We start from the raw sequence: 20474 nt of genomic DNA, 5'->3' as shown, positions 1-20474 counted from the left end.
CCTTTGATAATGCGTGGGGAAGCGAGATGACAGCCCATATGAACTTCGTAGGGACCACCAAGATCCTCGTTCTTTCCGACGATGCCGCGGCCGCGAGCTTCATGCTCGACACCTTCGGGTCCCTGTCCCGCTACGACGTCCGCCACATGGCGCTGAAGGCGCTCGGCGAAAAGGGCCGGCTCGCGCCGACCGAGTTCCACATGATCGTGCTCGATGTCGACAATGGCGAGGTGCTGCAGCAACCGGAGCTCTTCGCCTTCCGCGCCAATCACCGCAACATCCCGCTCGTCGTCGTCTCCGAGGAACTGACGGACGAGCGGATGCGGCTGCTCATCCGTCTCAATGGCAGTGACTGGCTGAAGAAGCCGCTCGAGCGCCGGGCACTGATCGACATGATCTCGACCCATGTGCCGACGGCGGGCGCGACCGGCAGCCGCGTGCATGCGGTCGTCTCGGCTGTCGGGGGGGCAGGGGCGAGCGTTATCGCCTCCTCGCTTGCCCATGTGCTGGCGCAGCCGACGAAAGCCGGCACCCCTCGGGTCGATCTCTTCGACATGGATTTTTCCTCCGGATCGCTCGGCTATTATCTGAACCTCGTCAACGACTACGACTTGATGCCGGTCATCGCTAATCCCACGCGCGTCGACCTCGAATTCATCGACCTCGTGCGCAAGCGCCATTCGAGCGGCTTCTCGCTTCTCTCCTTCAAGCAGCCCTCCGTTCTCTGGTCGCCCAAGGGCGCGGAACTGGTGCTGCGCATGCTCGACGTCGCGGCCTTCGAAAGCGACGAGACCGTGATCGACATGCCCTATTACAGTACGCCATGGAAGGACGACGTGCTGCGATCGGTAAACAGCGTCACGATCGTCACGGAGATGACCATCCCCGCGCTGCACCAGGCGCGCGACCTCTTCCTGCATCTGACGCGGCTGCGCGGCAGCCCGGCCTCGATCTTTCTCGTCGTCAACAAATATCGCAGCCGGCTCTTCAGCCTCGGCGTCAGCCGCAAGCAGATCGACCAGGTGTTCAAGGACATTCACGCCCATATCGTCGACTATGACTGGGAGACGTTGCGAGAGGCGCTCGACCGCGGCGTACTGCCGGTCGAGGTCAATCAACGCTCGCGCTTCTGCAGCGCCGTCGGAAAGCTCGGAGCATTGGTGAAATGAAGGCAGGCGGACAGGACATGGGCAAGCGGCAGGCGGGAAAGGCGTGGCGCCGATTGGCAGGCGCCTTGCTGGTGCTGGTCCCGCTTGCCTTCCCTGCGATCGCGGAAGCGGCAAGCGCGCGGGTGCCGCGCAATCTCGGTCAGACGACGGCGACCATGGTGAGCGCCGCCCAGGCCCACCCGGCCGGCACGATCGTGATCAAGAGCGATGAGCGGACGCTCGACCTCGTCCTCTCCGGCAACAGTGCGCTCCGCTACCGCATCGGCGTCGGCCGCGACGGTTTCCGCTGGACGGGCGTCGTCAGGATCGGCCGCAAGGCGGAATGGCCCGACTGGCGCCCGCCGGCGGAGATGAAGGCGCGCTCGCCGGAGCTGCCGGAGCTCGTACCGGCAGGCCCGTTCAATCCCATGGGCGCGCGGGGGCTCTATCTCTACCGCGGCGGGGCGGACACGCTCTACCGCATCCACGGAACTAACGAACAATCGACCGTCGGCGAATTCGCCTCCTCCGGCTGCTTCCGGATGAGCAACGCCGACGTCATCGATCTCTACAACCGGGTGAAGCTCGGGGCGACCGTGGTGGTGAAGTAGGTGTGTGCAGTTTGGGTTGAGGTGGTGGTGCCAGAGGGGCGGCACCCACGGAGCAAGCTAGTGTGTAAGGAGTAAGGCTGATGGCGAATGGGTTCATAGGACGCTTTTACAAGCAGCCGCCGCAGGAGAGGGCAGAGGGCAGCCCGGTCGTGGAATTTCCTTCAAGCGGGACGGCCGCGCTCGCGGCCGCGCCGGTGCCGGCAGTCACTGACACGGCAGGTGAAGAGCAGTCACCGCTTGGCCTGGACATGGTCTCCGAAAGGGTGAACCTCCATCGGCACCTGCTCGACCATATCAATCTCGGCATTCTCGACTCGCTCGATACCGAAGAGATCGCCGCGGAAATCCGGCCGCTGGTCAAGGACTATATCCGCCGCAACAACTCAGCCCTGAACGCCAAGGAAATCAACGACCTTGTTCGCGACATCACCGACGAGATGCTGGGCCTCGGGCCGATCGAGCCGTTGCTCGCGGACGAGAGCGTCGCCGACATTCTCATTAACGGCCACAAGAACGTTTATGTGGAGCGGAAGGGCGTGCTCGAAAGCACGGCCGTGCGCTTCAAGGACGAGGACCACCTGCTCCGGGTGATCAACAAGATCGTCTCGGCGGTCGGCCGCCGCGTCGACGAGTCGACGCCGATGGTCGATGCCCGCCTCAAGGACGGCTCGCGCGTCAACGTCGCGATCCGGCCGATCTCGATTGACGGCCCGCTGGTCTCGATCCGCAAGTTCACCCGCAAGCCGCTGACCATGGAGCGGCTGGTCGAATTCGGCGCCATGGCGGAGGAGATGCGCATTCTTTTGAGCGCCGCGGTCAAGGGCCGGGTGTCGATGGTCATTTCCGGCGGTACCGGTTCGGGCAAGACGACGCTGCTCAATGCGCTCTCCTCGCAGATCTCGCCGAAGGAGCGGCTGATCACCATCGAGGACGCGGCGGAACTGCAATTGCAGCAGCCGCATGTGGGCCGCATGGAAACCCGGCCGCCGACGCTCGACGGGCGCAACGAGATCCGCCAGCGCGAGCTTCTGAAAAACGCGCTGCGCATGCGGCCGGACCGGATCATCGTCGGCGAAGTGCGCGGCGAAGAGGCCTTCGACATGCTGCAGGCGATGAACACCGGCCATGAAGGCTCGATGACGACGATCCATGCCAACACCCCGCGCGATGCGGTAAGCCGCCTCGAGCAGATGGTCGGCATGGCCGGCATGCCGATGACCCCGCAAAGCGTCCGTTCGCAGATCGCCTCCGCGATCACGCTGATCGTGCAGGTGCAGCGTTTGAGCGACGGCAGCCGCAAGCTCGTCTCCGTCTCCGAGATCACCGGCATGGAGGGCGAGGTCGTACAAATGCAGGAGATCATGCGCTTCAAGAAGACCGGCACCGACGAGAACGGCCGCATCCTCGGCGAATTCCGCGCCTCTGGCCTCCGACCGCGCTTCGTCGAGGATTTCGCCGAAGTCGGCATCATCGTGCCGCAGTCGATCTTCGAGCCCGGCAAGCCGTTGCAGACGGGAGGCAAGAAATGACGCTCCTGCTCCTTTACGGCGCCGTCTTCGTCGCGGTACTGATTTCCGCCGAAGCGCTGCTGCGCGGCTACTTCCGAACCTCCGAACGCACAAGGGCGGTGAACCACCGCCTGAGCCTGCTCGCCGGCAATGAAAACCATCGCCAGATCTACCGCGATATGCTGAAGGAACGCGGCGCCGAATGGCGTTCGCTGCCGCTGATGCAGCGGCTGCGCCAATACTTCGTGCAGTCCGGTATCAAGTTCGACGGCAAACGCTTCACGCTTTATGGCGTCGCCGGCGCGCTCGCCGTCTGGCTCCTCGTGCAATACTTCGTGCCGACCAATCTCGTCCGAACCCCGATCTTTCTTGCCGTCTGCCTGCTGATCCCGGTGGTGGTCGTCTGGCGGGCCCGGGCGACGCGCATGCGTAAATTCGCCGAAAAACTGCCCGAGGCGCTCGATGTCGCGACCCGCAGCCTTGCGGCCGGGCATCCGCTGCCCGCCGCGATCTCGCTGGTCGCGCGCGAAATGCCGGATCCGATCGGCAGCGAGTTCGGCCTCCTTTCGGACGAGCTGACCTATGGCGTGACGCTCGACGATGCGCTGATGAACCTCAATGGTCGGGTAGGGGTCGAGGATCTCAACCTGCTGGCGATCTCGCTCAGCGTCCAGGCAGGCACCGGTGGCAATCTGGTCGAGATCCTGCAAAACCTTTCCAAGACCCTGCGCGATCGCTTCATGTTGAAGGCGAAGGTCAAGTCGATCTCGGCGGAGGGGCGCATCACCGCGATCTTCATGTCGGTCTATCCCTTCCTGCTCTACGGCATGATCAGCACGCTGTCGCCAGGCTATTTCGATCCTGTCTGGAATAGCGGCTACGGCTCGATCATCGTTACCGGCCTCCTGGTCGTGATGGCGATCGGCAACGTCATTCTCTACAAAATGGTCAACTTTGAATATTGAGGTGCCGCCATGTGGAACGAGTACGGCATTTACCTCGTCGTCTTTTTCTCGGTTCTGATCTTTTCCGCCGCCGCCTCCGAGGTCGTCTTCCGCCGGCGCGAGGTCGGCGTCCGCCTCTCCGAGGCGCGTGCCAAGGCGCGGGGTGATGAGTTTCACCTCGGCGAAGCCGCCATCGACGAACTCGGCGAGGCGGAGAACCGGCTGATCCGCCGCTATTTCGAGATCACGCGGCGCGACACCAATGCCAATTCGACGCAGAATCGGCTGATCCGTGCCGGCTATTTCAGCGCCAACGCGGTCACGACATTCCAGACGATCCGCGCAATCGTCTGCATGGGCGCGCTGGTCGCAACCGCCTGGGCCCTGAACCGGTTCGCGCCGGAAACTTCCCGGCTGATGACGCTCCTGGTCGCGATGTTCGCCGCCGGCGCCACCTTCATCCTGGTGAATATTTACATTGACCGGCGCGGCGACGCGAAGGAGCGCGAATATCGCCGCCTCTTTCCCGATTTCATGGACATGCTGATCGTCTGCCTCGATGCGGGCATGAGCCTCGAGGCGGCGGCAAACCGCGTCGCACGCGAATTCGTCAGCAAGAAGCAAGATTTCGGCCTGCATCTTTCGATCATGATGCTCGAGGTGCGCGGCGGACGAAGGCTGCGCGAGGCGCTCGCCAATCTTGCGGTGCGGCTCCGGATTGACGAGGCGCGCGCGCTTGCGGTGCTCTTCCGCCAGTCGGAGGAACTCGGCACGAGTGTCACCCAGACGCTCCGCGTCTACAGCAAGGAGATGCGCGATCTCCGCATCGTGCGGGCGGAGGAAAAGGCCAATGCTCTGCCGATCAAGATGCTGCTGCCGCTCGGCGCCTTCCTGTTCCCGGTCAGCCTCGTCATCGTGCTCGTCCCCATCGTCATCCGCGTCATCAGCTTGATCGTCGGCCTGACGCCCGGTGGCTGAGAGGAAGGAGATCCCCATGCATTCGCTCGACGAAGTTCGTGAAGATTTCGCCGCCACGCTCGATCCCCGGATGCCGCTGGCGCCGATGAGCATCGAGGAAACCGGGCTCGAAACGTCGTTCCTGCTGCGGCTTGCGGCGAAATGCGCGACCGAACAGGACACGGTGACGCCGTCGCATCTGGCGGAGCGCATGAAGCTCTCCAAGGCGGTCGTCAATCTCCTGATCAAGGAGCTCACCAAGCTTGCCTATTTCGAGGCGCGCGGGCTGGCAGGAGAGGACGTCAGATCCGATATCCGCTATGCGCTCTCATCGAAGGGCGTCGAATACGCGCAAGCCGCCCTGCGGCAGTCGAGCTATGTGGGACCGGCGCCGGTCTCGCTCGACGCCTTCTGCCGCCAGCTCGGGCTGCAGACGATCCATCACGAGCGGGTGACGCCGGAGGTCCTGACCGACGCCCTTGAAGGGCTCGTGCTTTCGCCGTCGCTGATCGCAAAGCTCGGGCCGGCGATGAACTCCGGTCAATCGATCCTGCTTTACGGTCCACCCGGCAACGGCAAGACGAGCATCGCCGAGAGGTCGGCGCGCCTCTTCCGGCAGACCATCTTCGTGCCCTATGCCATCGAGGTCGGCGGCTACGTCATCAGTTTTTATGACGAGGCGGTGCACCAACCGGCTGGCGCGGCAATCTACCCAAAGGCCGACCGGCGTTGGGTCGAGTGCAAACGGCCGGTGATCAAGACCGGTGGCGAACTGACGCTCGATCTTCTCGACCTGACCCTGGGCGAGGGCTCGAACGTCTACGAGGCGCCGATCCACCTCAAGGCTTCCGGCGGCATCTTCATCATCGACGATTTCGGGCGCCAGCAGGTGATGCCGCAGGCGCTGATCAACCGCTGGATCGTGCCGCTCGAACGCGGCTACGACTTCCTGACGCTGCACACGGGCAAGAAGTTCAAGGTGCCGTTCGACGAGCTCGTGGTGTTCTCGACGAATATCGCGCCGCGGGATCTCTCCGACGAGGCGGGCCTGCGGCGGCTGAAATACAAGATCTTCGTCAACACGCCTTCCCGTGCGGACTATTTCCAGATATTCGAGGCCTATGCGCTGAGCGTCGATGTGGAGCTCTCGGCGCGCGACCTGGAATTGTTCTATGATCGTCGTTACGGTGACGAATCGCTGGCGTCCTGCTACCATCCGAAGTATCTCTTGGATTTCATCGGGTCCTATTGCGAATTCAACGGGGTGCGGAAGGTAGCGTCGCTGGACTTGCTGGAACGGGCCTGGGAAGGGGTCTTCACGACGGATTGAGCGTGGATGATGCCTCTTCGCCCTGCATGGCCCCCCGGGGATATGTTCGAGGGCTTCGGCCTGCGATTGTTTTTTTGTGCATGTCGTTGCCCCAAAACCGCTGCGCACTTTTGGGCGACATGCGATTGGCGGCGGAGTGAGAGGCATGGTCAGCTTGGCGAATGTCGACGTGGAACTCGATGGCGTACGGCGCGAAGGGGTTGCCGAGGAGCCCGCCCGGTCGCGCTTCGCGCCCTTTATCGCGCTGGCGGTGGTGTTCCTGCCGCTGAATGCCGGCATGCTGCTCTATACCGCGAAGAATGCCGCGGATGTGCGCGAAAGCCGGGAGGCCATCGCTGCGGTCAAGCGTTCGATCGACGGGCTGAAACTGCAGATCGAGAAGCAGGGGCGGCATGTCGTGCAAGGCGCCAAGGCCGACGAACTTGCGATCGTCCGTCAGCAATTGGAAGGGCTGCGGAAGGAAATCGGGAAATTCGACGGCGGCGTACGCTTCGCGGCGCCGGCCTCCGGCGGCTCCGTCATCCTGAGCGCGCCGGGCAAGGGCGTCACGCAACGCCTCGCGCCTTCGCTCGGGGCTCCGGCCGGTGGCCCGGATGTGGCGGAAGATACTTCGGCTGCTGAAAGCGGCGGCACGTCGATCGCCGACCTGCCGCGCTACGAGCGCTCGATCTCGCCCGAGGGCAAGCTCATTCTTCGCAAGGTGCGGTAGAGCGCGATGTACGTGGATCCTCGGGTCAAGCCCGAGGATGACGGGGGAGGAGAGGTTAAGACGCAAAGCGTACCGTGGCTCCTGAGGCGCCGAAGGCTGTCCCCGAAGGATGTATGACCGCGCCGCAGCCGACGAGGAACGGGTGCGGCATCCTCAGCGCGTCGCGGGATTGTCGATGACACCTCCTCCGCCGTCATCCTCGGGCTTGACCCGAGGATCCATGCACAAGCATCATCCCCCCGCATGGCCGGATATGTTTACATCGTCACGAATCAGAAGAGAGGAACGCTCTATATTGGCGTCACCTCCAATCTCGAGCGCCGCATCTTTGAGCATCGGGAGGGCATGACGCCCGGCTTCGCGTCGAAATACGGATGCGACCGGCTCGTCTGGTATGAGGAACATCTGCAGATCGGCACTGCCATCCAGCGCGAGAAATCGCTCAAACGATGGTACCGGCAATGGAAGATCGAACTCATCGAGAAGATGAATCCGGGCTGGCGGGACCTCTATTTCGAGCTTTGGTAGGGCTTGTGCGTGGATCCTCGGGTCAAGCCCGAGGATGACTGCGGATTGCAAGCCCCGTCATCCCTCTTCCGTCATCCTCGGGCTTGACCCGAGGATCCACGCACAAACCTCCCCTAACGTTGGAAGGACAGCATATGCAGTCCGGACAGGACCATGCGGGGACGGTGCTTGCGATTGGATCCTCGGGTCAAGCCCGAGGATGGCGGCGCAGGAAAAATCGTCGACGTTCCCGCTACGCCTAAATATGCCGCCGTCATAAACGCAGTGCTGCGGCAAGCTCATGCCCGCGTCAGTTGGGCGCCTGCGGCGGCCTTCAGCCGGAGATTCTCCGCCAGCTTCGGGCGGCCCACATGGAAGCCCTGGACCTGGTCTATGCGGAACTGCCGCATGAGCCCCATCTGGTCCTCGGTTTCCACGCCTTCGACGAGGATCTTGTGGCCGCGGTTTCGCACGAGACCGATAATATCCCTCAGCATCGCCTTGCCCCTCGAGGTGTCGCAATCGTGAAGGAACGAACGGTCGATCTTCACCGTGTCGAAATCGATCAGCCGCAGCCATGACAGGCCGGCGAAGCCGGTGCCGAAATCGTCGAGCCAGATGCGGACGCCCAGGGTCTTCAGGTCGCTGATGCAGCGCAGGACGTCCGAATGCATTTCCATCTCCAGCCCCTCGGTGATTTCGAGCGCCAGCCGGGCTCCGGCGACTCCGGTTTCACCTAGAATTGCCGCGACGGAAGCGGCGAAGCCGGGCGATTTCAACTGGATCGGAGAGACATTGACGCTGACGACCGGAACGCGATCGACCGCGAGGATTTCGCGGCAAACGGTCCTTATCGCCCAGCGTCCGAGTTCCAGGATGACGCCGGTGCGTTCGGCGATCGGGATGAAAAGGCTGGGTGGGACGGCGGTACCGTCGAGCATCTTGAGCCGCATCAGCGCCTCGACGGCGTCGATTCTGCCGGACGCGACGTTGCAGATCGGTTGGTAGACCATCGAGACGAGATCCTGATCGATCGCGATCTTCAGCAGTGCCGCGATGTTCTCGCTCTCGTCGCTGGTCAGGGGATCGCTGGGGTCGAATAGGCGCGCGCAGTTGCGGCCGCTTGCCTTGGCGCTATAGAGCGCGCGGTCGGCCTCGTGGATAAGCCTCTCGAGCTTCGAACCCGTCTGGTTGCGGGTGAAGGCGGCGCCGACGCTGACGGTGACGACGGACATGCCGTCGCGCCGCTCCTGATGCGGCAGGGCCAGGCCTTCGACGTTGCGGCGAATGGTTTCCGCGAGCTCGGCGGCCTCTTCGCCTGTCTGCATATGCGCAAGCACGATGAACTCCTCGCCGCCGTAGCGGCCGATGGAGCCGTTGCAGGCCTCTATCGATCCCTTCAGGGCATTGGCGACCAGGACAAGGCAGCGGTCCCCTTCCTGGTGGCCGTAGTAGTCGTTATATTTCTTGAAGAAATCGACATCGATGAGGATTGCTGCAAAGCTCTTTCCGCGCCTCTGCCAGTCGCTCCAATAGTCCCGCAGCGTCTGGTCCACGGCGCGGCGGTTGTTGAGACCGGTCAGCGAATCGGTGTGCGACAGCCGCAGCAGCGCCTTTCCGCGCTCCGACGCCTCCTTGTGCTGGATTCTCGCCTCGACGGCATTGAGGAAGACCTTGTAGCGCTCCCGGTTGAGCTTCCAGTTCACATAGGAGGTGAAGATGAAGCAGGAGACGTTGAAGGTGCCGAATGCGAGCCGATAGGAAACCTCCGCGGGGGGGAAAGACAGAACCGCGGCAAAGAAGATCAGAAGTATCGTTATCGATGCGAAGAGGGACAGTCGAAACCTGAAGCTGAAGAACAGGTTGACACTCATCATGAAGATGGCGCCGAAGACCATATAGTAGGAAATGCTTTCGGTGTCCGACGTCATCATCGCCGGATAGAGCCAACCCGCATAGGCGACGACCAGTGCGGCCGCGGCGGTGCAATCGATCGAATTCGCGGTGGCGTTCAGGCGGTACTGTGTTTCGAGGATAATGAGCGCAACGATCGAAATCGTGAAACGGGCCCCGATCGTCAAAGCGGCGACGTCCGGCACCAGCAGCACATCCGTCACCGAAAACAGGAGATAGACGCCGACGGCCGTCCAGAACCCCTGTCTGGTCGCCTGTTTGCGCGCACCTTCGCCTTCCTCGTGATAGAGGCTCAGCAATTCGCTCGAGGCCGGTCTCGGCGGGTCATTATCGAGATCGACTTCAATCATATCGGTCAACGTGTGCTTCATGCACCGATCCATCGCGTTACGTCGCCTGTCCATTTCCGGGTCTTTTCTTCCTGAAGTTGATACCGCATCAGACAGTTCAATCTGGCGTGATCATGGAAAACCCTGCACGTCGGGCAACATTGTTCGGCACAATAGTACAGGTCGATTAAGTTTTGCTGAATTCGGGAAGAACAGAAGCTCTTGCGTCAGCGTAGCAGAATGGATCAATGGGAGAGCTTGTTAACCATATTCTACGAAAACTTTATCCTTGTCTGGCGCATCTTCCAAACTTGAGCATATTGTTAACAATCTATTAACGGATGAGTTTCGCGTGACCCAAATTCAGATTCTTTTCGACGGCGAAAGCCTGATCACCCCTGAGTCCATCACAACCGAACTGTCTCCCGCCAAAACGGCCCAGCACGAGAAGCAACTCGAAACCGGCAAGGCCGAGCTCGCGCTCGTGCTGTCGATCGCGCGCCAGCAGGTCGAGCAGGGGCGGGACCCGGCCGCCATCCTTCACCAGTTGATCGGCGCGCTTCACGGCATGCGCGGCAAATTCGATCCGAGCGTCTGGCAGGAGCTCGTGCCGCTGGTGCAGAACCATCCGCTCGCGGATTTCTTTCACGAGGATCCCTTCACCCGTTGGTCCTTCGAGAAACCGCGCGGCTATTCCGGCGACGCGCAATTGATCGATTTCATCTATAGTCATCCGAGCACCTCGGAAGCGATCGAAAAGGCCTCGCCGCTTGGGCGCGCCCTTTACAAGTACACCAGCAATGCGCCGTCCTCTGTTGCCGTTCGCGAAAGGCGCGATCTCCTGACCCGGCATGTCGATGCGGTGGCGAGCGAGCGGGGCGGCGAAACGGAAGTCCTCACGATCGCCGCCGGTCATCTGCGGGAGGCTGACCGCTCCGTCGCCCTCAAAGAGGGGCGGATCAAACGCTGGGTGGCGCTCGACCAGGACCCCTTGAGCGTCGGCTCCATCGCGCGCGACTTCAACGGAACCTGCATCGAAGCGATCGACGGGTCGGTTCGCGGTCTGCTCACCAGGGGATACGACCTCGGCCAGTTCGACTTCATCTACGCTGCCGGTCTCTACGACTATCTCGCCGACAAGGTGGCGGTGAAGCTGACGCAGAAGTGCCTTGAAATGCTGAAGCCCAACGGCGTGTTTCTGTTCGCCAATTTCGCCGACGAGATCAGCGACGACGGCTACATGGAGACTCTCATGAACTGGGCACTGCTGCTGCGTTCGGAGAGCGACATGTGGAGGATCATCAATGCGAGCGTCGACCGCAACAGGTTCGATGCGCGCGTGGAATTCGGTGAAAACCGCAACATCATCTACGGCATTCTGCAAAAGCGTCCGTGAGGACGGGGCAGTTCAAAGTGATACAGGGCTGCGCGGTTCAAGACGCGCAGCCCTGTAAGCGCGCTTCAGCCCGCAATGACGCGCATCGCCTGAGTGAACCCAGACGATGCGCTTTTTCTTTCAGATATTATCAAATGCGCAGTTACAGCGCCGCGCGTCTTTTCAGACGCGCAAAGGTCGCTGTAACGCTTTGAATCTGCGCATCGAGCTTTCCGAAAATCGGGTACGATTTTCGGGCCGATGCGCTAGCCGCGGCTGGTTGAGCAAGCCGCCTCCGGTCGCGATCCGTGCCGGCCGGCAACCGTCAGCGCTGGGCGTACTTCACGCTGTTCTTCATCAATTCGAGGTTGGTCGCAGTGGTCTCGTTTGCGGGGTCGAGCTCATAGGCCTTGAGGAAATAACGACGCGCCTTCGGCAGGTCGCCGCGCAGAAGATGGGAGTAGCCGAGGTTGTTGTAATAGACCGGGGTATTGCCGATCATCTTCGAGAGCTGCACATAGGCTCTGTCCGCCGTGTCGAACCGGGCGATCATGTCCGCAGAGGCGGCAAAGCCGAGCCAGGCGGCCGGATCCTGAGGGAATACCGCCACCGCGCGCTTGTAGATGGCGTAGGACTTGCCGTAGTTCTTTTCTTTGAACTGTAGCTTGCCCTTCGTGATCAGCTCATCGTTCTTGTAAAATGCGACCGCCGAGTCGTCCTCCAGCGTCTTGGCGCTATCGCCGAATGCGGCCACGTCGTCGAAAGCGGCGGACTGGCATCCCGCCAGGAAAATTCCGACGGCCAGCAGCGACGTAAGGCATGCGATTCGTGATCCAACCTGCAATGCGATCATACCTACCCCCAAACTTACGGGTGCATCCTAGCCAAGCGGGTGCCGGTCCTCACGAGAATTCTTCGCCAAGAAAAGCTAACAAATGAAGAATTGGACTGGCGAGTAGCATTAAAGAGACACATTTCTTTGTCTCCCTTGGTCTCCTCCCACGGAATTTGACGGGGAGGCGACGCGTTAAGAGCGAATCGGTCGGCCTGGAATGTAGCAAGGTGATTCGGCCGTTCTTTGCAATGAACGGTGGTAAGCTCCGGTTAAGCGCCGGCTCATATGATGCAGCGATTCGAGGCGCTATAGCGAGCATTTGCGTGTCTGATCAAAGGCGCGGCGCTGGCGCCGAAAAGGCCGCCTTCAACCGAAAAGGATGCACGTCCTATGCGCTCCTGGGTTTTCACTCTTGTTCGACTCGGACCGTCCTTTGCCTATGCCTTGGCCGCGGCATTTCTCCTGAGCATGCTTCTCTTGGCACAATTTCCGTCGAGTGCAATCGCCTGGTCGCTCTATATGACGATCCTTCCGGTGGTGCGCGAGCCGGCCTTCCTGCTGCTCGACGGTATCGGCCTCGAGGCGGCCGTGGCGGCGCTGCTGACTGCCGCAGCGCTGGGCATCCCCCTTGCCGCCCGGCCGGACCGTTATGTGAGAAGTCGTTTCGTTCACGCGCATGTCGCGCTGATCGCGTCGATGTTCGGCGTGGTGCGGGCGTCGAGCGCACAGGCCGGGCTTACCGGCCTCTCCCTTCCTGAGCTTCTCAGCGGCGATTGGTCCTTGCTGCCTCTGTCGGTACCAGCGCTCTGGGTCGTGCTTTTCCTGCTGGTGGCCGGCGCCTGCCTGTCGTCGCATGCCGGCATCATCGCCCGCATTCGGCGCCGGTGAATCCACCCCCATTTTGGAATGCGCTTGTCAATGCTTCAGTCTCGAGCCGAAGCCTCCGTAAAGCGACGCCCTTGCATGCAGATGCGTCGAAACGCCCCGGGGCAGTGAAGGCCTGAGAAGCGGCTTGGCGAGGCCGAGCGGATTCGCGCGCCTTACGGCGGGCGAAGGGTGGCGGGCCTCTTCCGCTCCTTCCGGCGTCTGGCCATCGGCGTGCCGGCTTTGCGAGTCCGCCAATGTGCCGAGATACCATAGCGCCTCGCGTGATTTCGCCTTGCACCGCATGTGATCCGGATCATCGGACACGACGTCTTCAAAACTTTCGAAGACGGCAATCGCCGCCTCCCTCTGCCCTGCTGCTAGCAGGCACACGGCCAGCTTGTAGCGGATCACGCCAAGGTGCGGATGGCGACCGAGCAGGTTCTCGAAAGTTTCGCTCGCGTCGCGGTATAGCGCCTGCCCCATCTGCGCGTCGCCGAGCCGATGCAGGATCCGGTCGCCCTGCGGCATGAGGGAAAGCAGTCCGCGATAGATCTGCTCCGCCTCGGCATAGTCACCCCTGTCGCAGCACAGTTGCGCCAGCGCGTAGCGGGCGTGGATATGCCGGGGCGCCGATCTGGCCACTTGATGATAAGCCGCCTCCGCCCGGTCGAACTCTCCTCGGGCGTGCAGGTCCATGGCACGTTCGAAGACGAAATCGATGCTGCGGCGATTGAGGCAGCCGCGCAGATTGCGGCCGCTTCGCGTGCTTATGAGCAGAGAGTGATAGCGATCGCCTTGGCCGGGGCACGTGACGCCGCCAGCTTCTTCGCAGAGGAAGCGCTCGGTGGCAAAAGCCCGAAGCAATCGTTCGAGCCGGGGGGAGACAGGCTCGAGCCATTCCATTTTCATGCGCGCCCAGTTCTCCATGCCGATGCAACCGGCGCAGACGTCCACTGCGTCGCCCTCGAGCACCGGCGTGCAGAGCATGCCGCTGCGGCCGGTGTCGCAATTGCCGAGCATCAGGATCTCGTCGCAGAAGAGCCCGCTGCTCTCGTCGAGATAAGTCTTCACTTCAAAGGGCAGGAACGCGCAATACCCTTCGCCGGATTGCTCGTCGCCCAGCGCCAGGACAGACCATCGCCCTGCGCGCGAAAAGTGTTTGCGCAGCCGTTCCCAGGACAGGCCGGCATGAGCCTCGGGATCTTCGTGATATAGTCGCTCCCAGTCCCGGCGAATTTTTTCGAAACCGTCAACGTGTTCAATAATATCTACTCTCATCGCTCAGCCCCGATGAAAAAATATATTAAAAACAAAATCCAATTATACGCCGCCGGCCCCGACTATTGAACCTATCCACTTAAGGTAGAAAAAGGGCGGTGAAACTGGGAGGTCATGCTTTCTGATTAACGCAGAAGGTGTAAGGAGCCTTCCCGCCGCGGGCGCAATATGACCGCAGCCCGCACCTCGCCCGAGGCGCGGGCATGATCGTCGCGCATCCGGCGCATCTGACTGAAAATCGGAGCCGATATTCGGGAAGAGCGGCGTGGTGAAATGGCGCTTAAAGGACGTCAGCGTTCCATGAAAGCCCGCGCCATGCTGTCCCGAATCGGCTTCGTCAGGTAGTCGAAGAAGGTGCGCTCGGCCGTCTGGATCAGGATCTCTGCCGGCATGCCGGGGGTCGGTGCAAAGCCGCGCACCCGCGAGAGCTCGCTGACCGGAAGGTTGACCCTGGCAAGATAGACTTCGCGCGACTGGCTTGTGTTTGCCGAGTCGGGAATGGAGTCGGCGGAGACATAGAAGACTTCGCCGTTCAGCACCGGCGTCGTGCGCTGGTTGAGCGCCGTCAGCCGCACGGTGGCGTCCTGGCCGACCTTCACGCTGTCGATCTCGGTGCGCAGGATCTGCGCCTCGATGATGAGCGGGACGTCCGACGGCAGGATTTCCATGATCGGCTTGCCGCTCTCGATGACGCCGCCAGGCGTATGGTAGTGGAGCCGCACCACCGTACCGGTGACCGGCGCATTGATGGTGGCGCGACGAAGGACGTTCGCGGCGCCTCTCAATTGCTCGCGCACCGTGTCCAGCTCGGCCTCCACCTTCTGCAATTCCTCGAGCGCCGCCTCGCGATAGCTTCCTTCCGTCTGCCGCATCTGATGTTCCTGTTTCAGGATCTGCGCTCCGGTTTCCGAAATCTCGGCCATGAGTCTGCCGATCTGCCCCTCGGCGTCGGCGATCGCCCGCTGGATCGACTTGATCTCGGTCTTGCGGATCAGGTTCTTCGCCAGCAGCGTCTGCTTGCCGGCATGTTCCTCCTGAAGAAGAGTGAGTTGCCGGCGAACTGCCCTGAGTTGCTGGGTGTAACCTTCGGCGCGGAACCGGAACCCTTCGATGTTCTGCCGGAACAGTTCGATTTCGCTGTCGAGCTTGCTCTTCCAGGCCCGGAAGTTGAGCTCCTGGCTGTCGACGATCGGCCGAACCTCCGGATCCTGCACATGCCGCGAGAGAATGTCCGGCAGGACGATTGAATCGGCGCCCTGGATCTGGGCCGTAAGGCGGGCGACGATCGCCTCGAGCCTCGCCTGTCGCAGAAAGAGTTGGCGTTCATTGGCGAGCGCCGCCGTCTCGTCCAGGCGCACAAGCGGCTGGTCCGCCACCACATGGTCGCCCTCGCTCACCAGGATCTCCTCGATGATCCCGCCTTCAAGATGCTGGATGATCTTGTTCTGCCCGGTTGCGACGAAGCTTCCCTGGGCGATGACGGCCGCAGCCAGCGGCGCGGTAAAGGCCCACAGGCTGAAGCCTCCGAACGTGACCGCCATCAATACGAGCCCGATCAGGGTCTGCCGCCAGATCGCGCGCGGAACCTCAGAATACCACTCGAGGTCGTGAATTTTGACTGTGTGCGCCATGGTCGCCTACATCAGCTGGTTCTGGGCAAGAGGGTTGCCCTCGATATTCATGCCGCGCGCGGAGAGCGCGTTGAGCACGTCCTGGCGCATGCCGAACAAGGCCACCGTGCCGTTCACCAGAAGCAGCACCTTGTCGACGCTGCTGAGGAGGGCGGGCCGCTGGGTGATGGTGATTACGGTGATCTTCTGCTCCCTGGCATGCTGGAGCGCGCGCGTCAGCGCGACCTCGCCGGCACTGTCGAGATTGGAGTTGGGCTCATCGAGCACCACCATGCGCGGATTGCCGAAAAAGGCGCGGGCAAGCGCGACGCGCTGCTTCTGCCCGCCGGAGAGCGGCGAGCCGTCGGCCGTGACGAAGGTCTCGTATCCGTGCGGCAGCAAAGCGATCATGTCGTGCACGTCGGCGAGCTTGGCGGCAGCGTAGATGTCGGCGTCGCTCGCCTCCTCCTGCATACGCGCGATATTGGCTTTGATCGTTCCCGGGAACAGCTGGACGTCCTGCGGCAGGTAGCCGATGTTTTCGCCGAACTGTCGCTGGTCCCAGTTCCTCAGGTCCATGAGGTCGAGCCGGACATTGCCGGATGTCGGCAGGATGGAGCCGACGAGCATCTTGCCGAGCGTCGTCTTGCCCGCGCCGGAACTGCCGATCACGGCGAGCGAATCGCCGGGGTTCAGCGAGAAGCTCACGCCGTTGAGGACGACGCGCTTGGTGCCTTGCGGGACGAAAAGCAGCCGTTCCACGTCGAGCCGCCCTTCCGGCTGCGGCAGCTTCAGCCGCTCGAAATTGAGCGGCGAGTTCTGCAGCAGCGAGGTGATGCGCCCATAGGCGGCGCGGGACTGGATGACCTGATTCCAGCCTTCGATCGCGCCCTCGATCGGCCCGAGCGCTCGGCCGGCGATGATCGAGGCTGCGATCACCATGCCACCCGTGAGTTCCCCCTGCAGAGCGAGGTTGGCGCCCCAGCCGAGCATGGAAACCTGGGTGAGGAGCCGCACGGCCTTGGAAAGTGAGGCGAAGGCGATGTTGCGGTCCTGCGCCAGCACCTGGGACTTCAGCGAGCCGGCCATGTCCTTGCCCCATAGGCGAACAGTTTCGGGGATCATCGCGAGCGCATTGATGATCTGCGAATTGCGCGACATCGAATCGAGGTGGAGATTGGCCCTCGTCTGGAAACTGTTAGCCTCGCCGAAGGACGCGGCCGTCGCCTTCTGATTGAGCACCGTGACGATGAGAAGCAGCAGGGACGATCCAATGACGATCGAGCCGAGATGCGGGTGAATCAGGAAAACCGCCGCGACGAAGAACGGCGCGATCGGCGCATCGAGGAAGGAAAGCAGCGTGCCGGAGACCAGGAAGGAGCGAAGCTGCTGCAGGTCGCCCAGCGTCTGGTATTCGCGCCCGTTGCTATGGAGCGAGGCCCTGGCTGCGGCGCTGAGGATCGGGGCGCCGAGCTGGGCGGCGACCTCCACTGCCGTTCGCATGAGGATCATGCGGCGAATTCCGTCGAAGACCGCCTGAAGGATCACCGCGGCGACGATCAGGACGGTGAGCATGACCAGCGTGTCGATCGAGCGACTGGTCAATACCCGGTCCGATATCTGGAACAGATAGACCGGTATCGCGAGCACCAGGACATTGGTGGCGATCGTGAAGACCATCACGATCATCAGGTTCTGCCGGATCGCCTTGAGGCCCGCCTTGAGACTCGCCGAAAAATCGACCGGTCCGAGGCGCTTGTGGAAGACGCCGCCGCCACCCTTGCCGCCGCCGCCATTGCCGCCGCCGTCCGAACCGCCGCCGTCCGAACCACCCTTGTCGGGCGACCGGTTCTCAGTCTTGATCGGGCCGCGGTCGCCGTCGATCACGACCATTCCCGGCACGCTGGTCTTGTCCTTCACCTCGGCCTTCGCCTCGGCCTTGGTCTCCGGGGCCGGCTTCTCCCCGCGTGGGGCCGGTTCATCTGCCTCCCGGGTGGGCCGAGGCTTGCCCTGGTCACGCAGTTCGGGCCGGACTTCCGCTTCAACCGGAGGAACGGCCTTCGGGGCCGGCCGTGCCTGTCGTGCGCTTTCGGGCCTTGCTGCTGCGCCCGATGCCGTTGCGGCCTCTCCGATCGGCGCCGACGGCGTGGGGTTTGCGGAATTCGTGCCCGGGCGGTCGCTCGCAGCGGCTCCGCCACGAAGCTCATAGAGAACCCCATCGATCTTCTTCACGGTGCTATTCAATACATCCTCCCGATTATCGATCTCGCGAAGCAATTGCTGCCCGGCAGCCTCTGCATCGATCTTCCGCTGTGGCTGATCCGTTACGGCCTCAGCAGAAAAAATCTTCTCGCCGTCGCTTGCGGATAGTCGCAGGGACGGGGCGGGGGTGTCGGCCATGATCTCCTCCCGCGTCCCGGTCAGGCAAGCATGCTGTGCATGGGATCGGCATCGATATGGGGCGAGGCATGATCGGACGGTCCCTTGTCCGTCCTGTCATTGTGAGATCGCCCGAAGTCCGACTGCCCGTGCTCCATCGGCTGTGGCCCGGGGTCGGGAGCCATCATGTCGTCGCCGAGAAAGGCGACCGCTTCGTTCACCAGCGCATCGGGATCCTGGCCGCCGAGGTAGGGCTCGTCGGTGATCAACTCGGCCTGGATGAGAACTTCGTCGGAATAGGCGCCGCCGCCGGCATAGATCGTCGCGCCTGTATCGACGTCGAGAATTCCCGCATGGTTGACAAGGACATTCGAGCCGGTCGAGATCGACCAGTCCCCGTCGGAACCGGTCATCAGAGCACTTTTCGCCAAGGCGACCTGGTCGCTGTCTCCGAGAATGGTCGTTTGCTTGACGTAGTTGAGATTGACGAGGTTGCCCGAAATATAGAGCACCTTCAGCCCATTCATGCCGGCGAAAACGTCATCCTGGAGGACATCGTTCGAGAGCGACTTCTTGCCGTTCGCCAGCTTGTCGAGGGCATCGAGATAGGACTGCGGCATCGGCTTGACGCTCATCGCGCCACCGGCTTCCACGATACCCGCATAGTTCCAGAGCAGATTGCCGCCCGTGGATACGGATCCTTCCCCGCTCGTTCCGAAGCCGTCGACGGCGCCGACCAGGTCGTTGTCGAAGAGAATATTCAGCTGCTGGATGATGTTGGCGTCGTAGACATGCCCGCCGACGAAGATGAGATCGTAGTACGAGCCCAGTTCGGCGAGCGAGATATTATTGACCGCGGTGTTGCCGCCGGCAATGATCGAGGTCGTCGAGCCAGCGCATGACAGAATGGCGACGTCCTCATCCGTCATGAAGGTGAATTGCTCGAGCCAGTTCATGATCAGGAGGTCGCCCTTGATCTCCGTGATCGCCCAGACCTTGGGAAAGTCGCCGTTGCCGGCGTGCCCCGCTTCCGCGGGCGAGGGATCCAGATGCTTGAACATCGCGACGTTGAAGGCCTGGGTCGGATTCTCCGCAATCAGCTTCCAGTCGTTGAGGGCAGGGCTTACGAGATCGCTGTCGCACCAGGCGTTGATCTGGACGATCACATTGAGTTCGACATGATCGCCGGCAACGGCCAGGACATGCGATTGCAGCCAGTTGTTCGTCAGCACGACGGAATTGACCAGGGTATTGCCGCCGGCCTCCAGCTCGACCGAAGCCCCTGCCGCCACCGGACCTTCGCTCGCAGCGAAGGATCCGCTGGCCTGTGAGGATAGGGTCGGTGTGTCGGCGGCCGTCTCGTCCGGTTCAGGAAGGTAGTCTTCGAGGCGCGGCGCTTCGTCGACGAGTTCACCATTGACGTAGGTGCCTTCGAGCGTCTCGGACTTGGCCACGAACAGGCCGTGCTCGCCGCCGCTCTCTGCGGAATGGGCGTCCAGCTGCTGCGATGCGGTGTCGATGAAGGTGAGAGCCGCGTCCGGGGAGCCAGGCTCCTCCGCGTCCGCGAGGGGGGAAACTTGCCGTGCGGTCTCGATAAGCCCGGCCAGCATCGCGCTGTTGTCGATCCGCAGCTCGAAATTCAACCCGTGGCCGCCGATGCTGACGAAATCACTGTCCGAAAGCCGTATGTATTGGGAGGTGTATAAGGCGACCGACCCCGGCGGATCGATGTCGAAGTCAAATTTCTGCGACGACGACTTGGCGGTCGACCAGTGCTGGGGGAGGAGCCCGGGTTTGGCGAGGGCTGCCATGTCGCCGGGTGCGGAGAATGTCGGCGGGAGCGGCCCGACATGCGACCAGGACACCAACCCCACCAGTTCCGGCGCGAGCGGCTTATAGGGAACGTCCGGGTTGAACTCGCCGAGATCGTACGGCGCCTTTACATTGACCGGCACGAAAGGAAGTTCCGGCGGGGCCCGCTCGTCTTGCCGGGATGCCGTGAACTCCTCGTGGGCCTCGCGCAGCCGAAGCTCCTCGATCTTGATTTCAAACAGTCCGATGAAATGGGCTATGGCCTCGGTGGCCTTGTCGAAATGCAAGGTCATTGTCAGCCCCCCTTTTTACTTGCGGTGCTGCTGGACTGCGCGAGGCGGGCTCGCGCAGTCCGGTTCAA

16 protein-coding genes are annotated in these 20474 nt (G+C 62.2%); 10 read left to right on the top strand and 6 right to left on the bottom strand.

Features of this window, described 5'->3' with window-relative positions; all coding sequences use genetic code 11:
• Window positions 1-26 precede the first annotated feature (26 nt).
• From EKH55_RS14165 to EKH55_RS14130, 8 genes are all read left to right on the top strand, one after another.
• Window positions 27-1169 carry a pilus assembly protein gene (locus EKH55_RS14165; protein ID WP_151611640.1) on the top strand — a complete coding sequence of 381 codons (1143 nt, stop codon included), beginning with the start codon at window positions 27-29 and terminating at the stop codon, window positions 1167-1169.
• 17 nt (window positions 1170-1186) lie between these two features.
• The gene (locus tag EKH55_RS14160) at window positions 1187-1759 is read left to right on the top strand and encodes a L,D-transpeptidase (protein ID WP_192803781.1); all 573 of its coding nucleotides are present in this window, start codon (window positions 1187-1189) and stop codon (window positions 1757-1759) included.
• An 80-nt stretch (window positions 1760-1839) separates the two neighbouring features.
• Complete coding sequence (locus EKH55_RS14155; RefSeq protein WP_151611638.1) at window positions 1840-3288, top strand: TadA family conjugal transfer-associated ATPase; 1449 nt, start codon at window positions 1840-1842, stop codon at window positions 3286-3288.
• Entirely contained in the window at window positions 3285-4232 is a 948-nt protein-coding gene (locus EKH55_RS14150) for a type II secretion system F family protein (protein WP_151611637.1), read from the top strand. The genes EKH55_RS14155 and EKH55_RS14150 overlap by 4 nt, the downstream gene beginning before the upstream one ends.
• 9 nt (window positions 4233-4241) lie before the next feature.
• Window positions 4242-5189 carry a type II secretion system F family protein gene (locus EKH55_RS14145; protein WP_151611636.1) on the top strand — a complete coding sequence of 316 codons (948 nt, stop codon included), beginning with the start codon at window positions 4242-4244 and terminating at the stop codon, window positions 5187-5189.
• 16 nt (window positions 5190-5205) lie between these two features.
• Complete coding sequence (locus EKH55_RS14140) at window positions 5206-6498, top strand: P-loop NTPase family protein (protein ID WP_151611635.1); 1293 nt, start codon at window positions 5206-5208, stop codon at window positions 6496-6498.
• A gap of 145 nt (window positions 6499-6643) precedes the next feature.
• Window positions 6644-7207 carry a hypothetical protein gene (locus EKH55_RS14135; RefSeq protein ID WP_192803720.1) on the top strand — a complete coding sequence of 188 codons (564 nt, stop codon included), beginning with the start codon at window positions 6644-6646 and terminating at the stop codon, window positions 7205-7207.
• A gap of 243 nt (window positions 7208-7450) precedes the next feature.
• Window positions 7451-7735 (top strand): GIY-YIG nuclease family protein, encoded by a 285-nt coding sequence (locus EKH55_RS14130; RefSeq protein ID WP_069459013.1) that lies wholly within the window; start codon window positions 7451-7453, stop codon window positions 7733-7735.
• Window positions 7736-8013: 278 nt separating this feature from the next.
• Here EKH55_RS14130 and EKH55_RS14125 read toward each other — a convergent pair whose 3' ends face one another.
• Window positions 8014-9999 (bottom strand): putative bifunctional diguanylate cyclase/phosphodiesterase, encoded by a 1986-nt coding sequence (locus EKH55_RS14125; RefSeq protein WP_192803719.1) that lies wholly within the window; start codon window positions 9997-9999, stop codon window positions 8014-8016.
• A 310-nt stretch (window positions 10000-10309) separates the two neighbouring features.
• On the opposite strand from EKH55_RS14125, the gene EKH55_RS14120 reads away from it, so the two are divergent.
• A complete protein-coding gene (locus tag EKH55_RS14120; RefSeq protein WP_151611634.1) occupies window positions 10310-11353 on the top strand; it encodes a class I SAM-dependent methyltransferase in 1044 nt (347 codons plus the stop codon).
• Window positions 11354-11657: 304 nt separating this feature from the next.
• On the opposite strand, the gene EKH55_RS14115 is transcribed toward EKH55_RS14120, so the two are convergent.
• Window positions 11658-12185 (bottom strand): tetratricopeptide repeat protein, encoded by a 528-nt coding sequence (locus EKH55_RS14115; RefSeq protein ID WP_069459016.1) that lies wholly within the window; start codon window positions 12183-12185, stop codon window positions 11658-11660.
• A 372-nt stretch (window positions 12186-12557) separates the two neighbouring features.
• Between EKH55_RS14115 and EKH55_RS14110 the strand changes: the two genes are divergently transcribed.
• Window positions 12558-13055, top strand: a complete 498-nt coding sequence (locus EKH55_RS14110) for a hypothetical protein (protein ID WP_151611633.1) — start codon at window positions 12558-12560, stop codon at window positions 13053-13055.
• A gap of 27 nt (window positions 13056-13082) precedes the next feature.
• Here EKH55_RS14110 and EKH55_RS14105 read toward each other — a convergent pair whose 3' ends face one another.
• From EKH55_RS14105 to EKH55_RS14090, 4 genes are all read right to left on the bottom strand, one after another.
• Window positions 13083-14312, bottom strand: a complete 1230-nt coding sequence (locus tag EKH55_RS14105; RefSeq protein ID WP_069459018.1) for a tetratricopeptide repeat protein — start codon at window positions 14310-14312, stop codon at window positions 13083-13085.
• 290 nt (window positions 14313-14602) lie between these two features.
• Window positions 14603-15943 (bottom strand): HlyD family type I secretion periplasmic adaptor subunit, encoded by a 1341-nt coding sequence (locus EKH55_RS14100; RefSeq protein ID WP_069459019.1) that lies wholly within the window; start codon window positions 15941-15943, stop codon window positions 14603-14605.
• Window positions 15944-15949: 6 nt separating this feature from the next.
• Complete coding sequence (locus EKH55_RS14095) at window positions 15950-18322, bottom strand: type I secretion system permease/ATPase (protein WP_151611632.1); 2373 nt, start codon at window positions 18320-18322, stop codon at window positions 15950-15952.
• A gap of 20 nt (window positions 18323-18342) precedes the next feature.
• Window positions 18343-20406 (bottom strand): type I secretion protein, encoded by a 2064-nt coding sequence (locus EKH55_RS14090; RefSeq protein WP_151611631.1) that lies wholly within the window; start codon window positions 20404-20406, stop codon window positions 18343-18345.
• Between the last annotated feature and the right edge of the window lie 68 nt (window positions 20407-20474).

The sequence above is a fragment of the Sinorhizobium alkalisoli genome, assembly GCF_008932245.1.
Taxonomy (GTDB): Bacteria; Pseudomonadota; Alphaproteobacteria; order Rhizobiales; family Rhizobiaceae; genus Sinorhizobium; species Sinorhizobium alkalisoli.
Note: the sequence above shows the minus strand (reverse complement) of the source record. Positions and strands in the feature narration are given on the sequence as shown.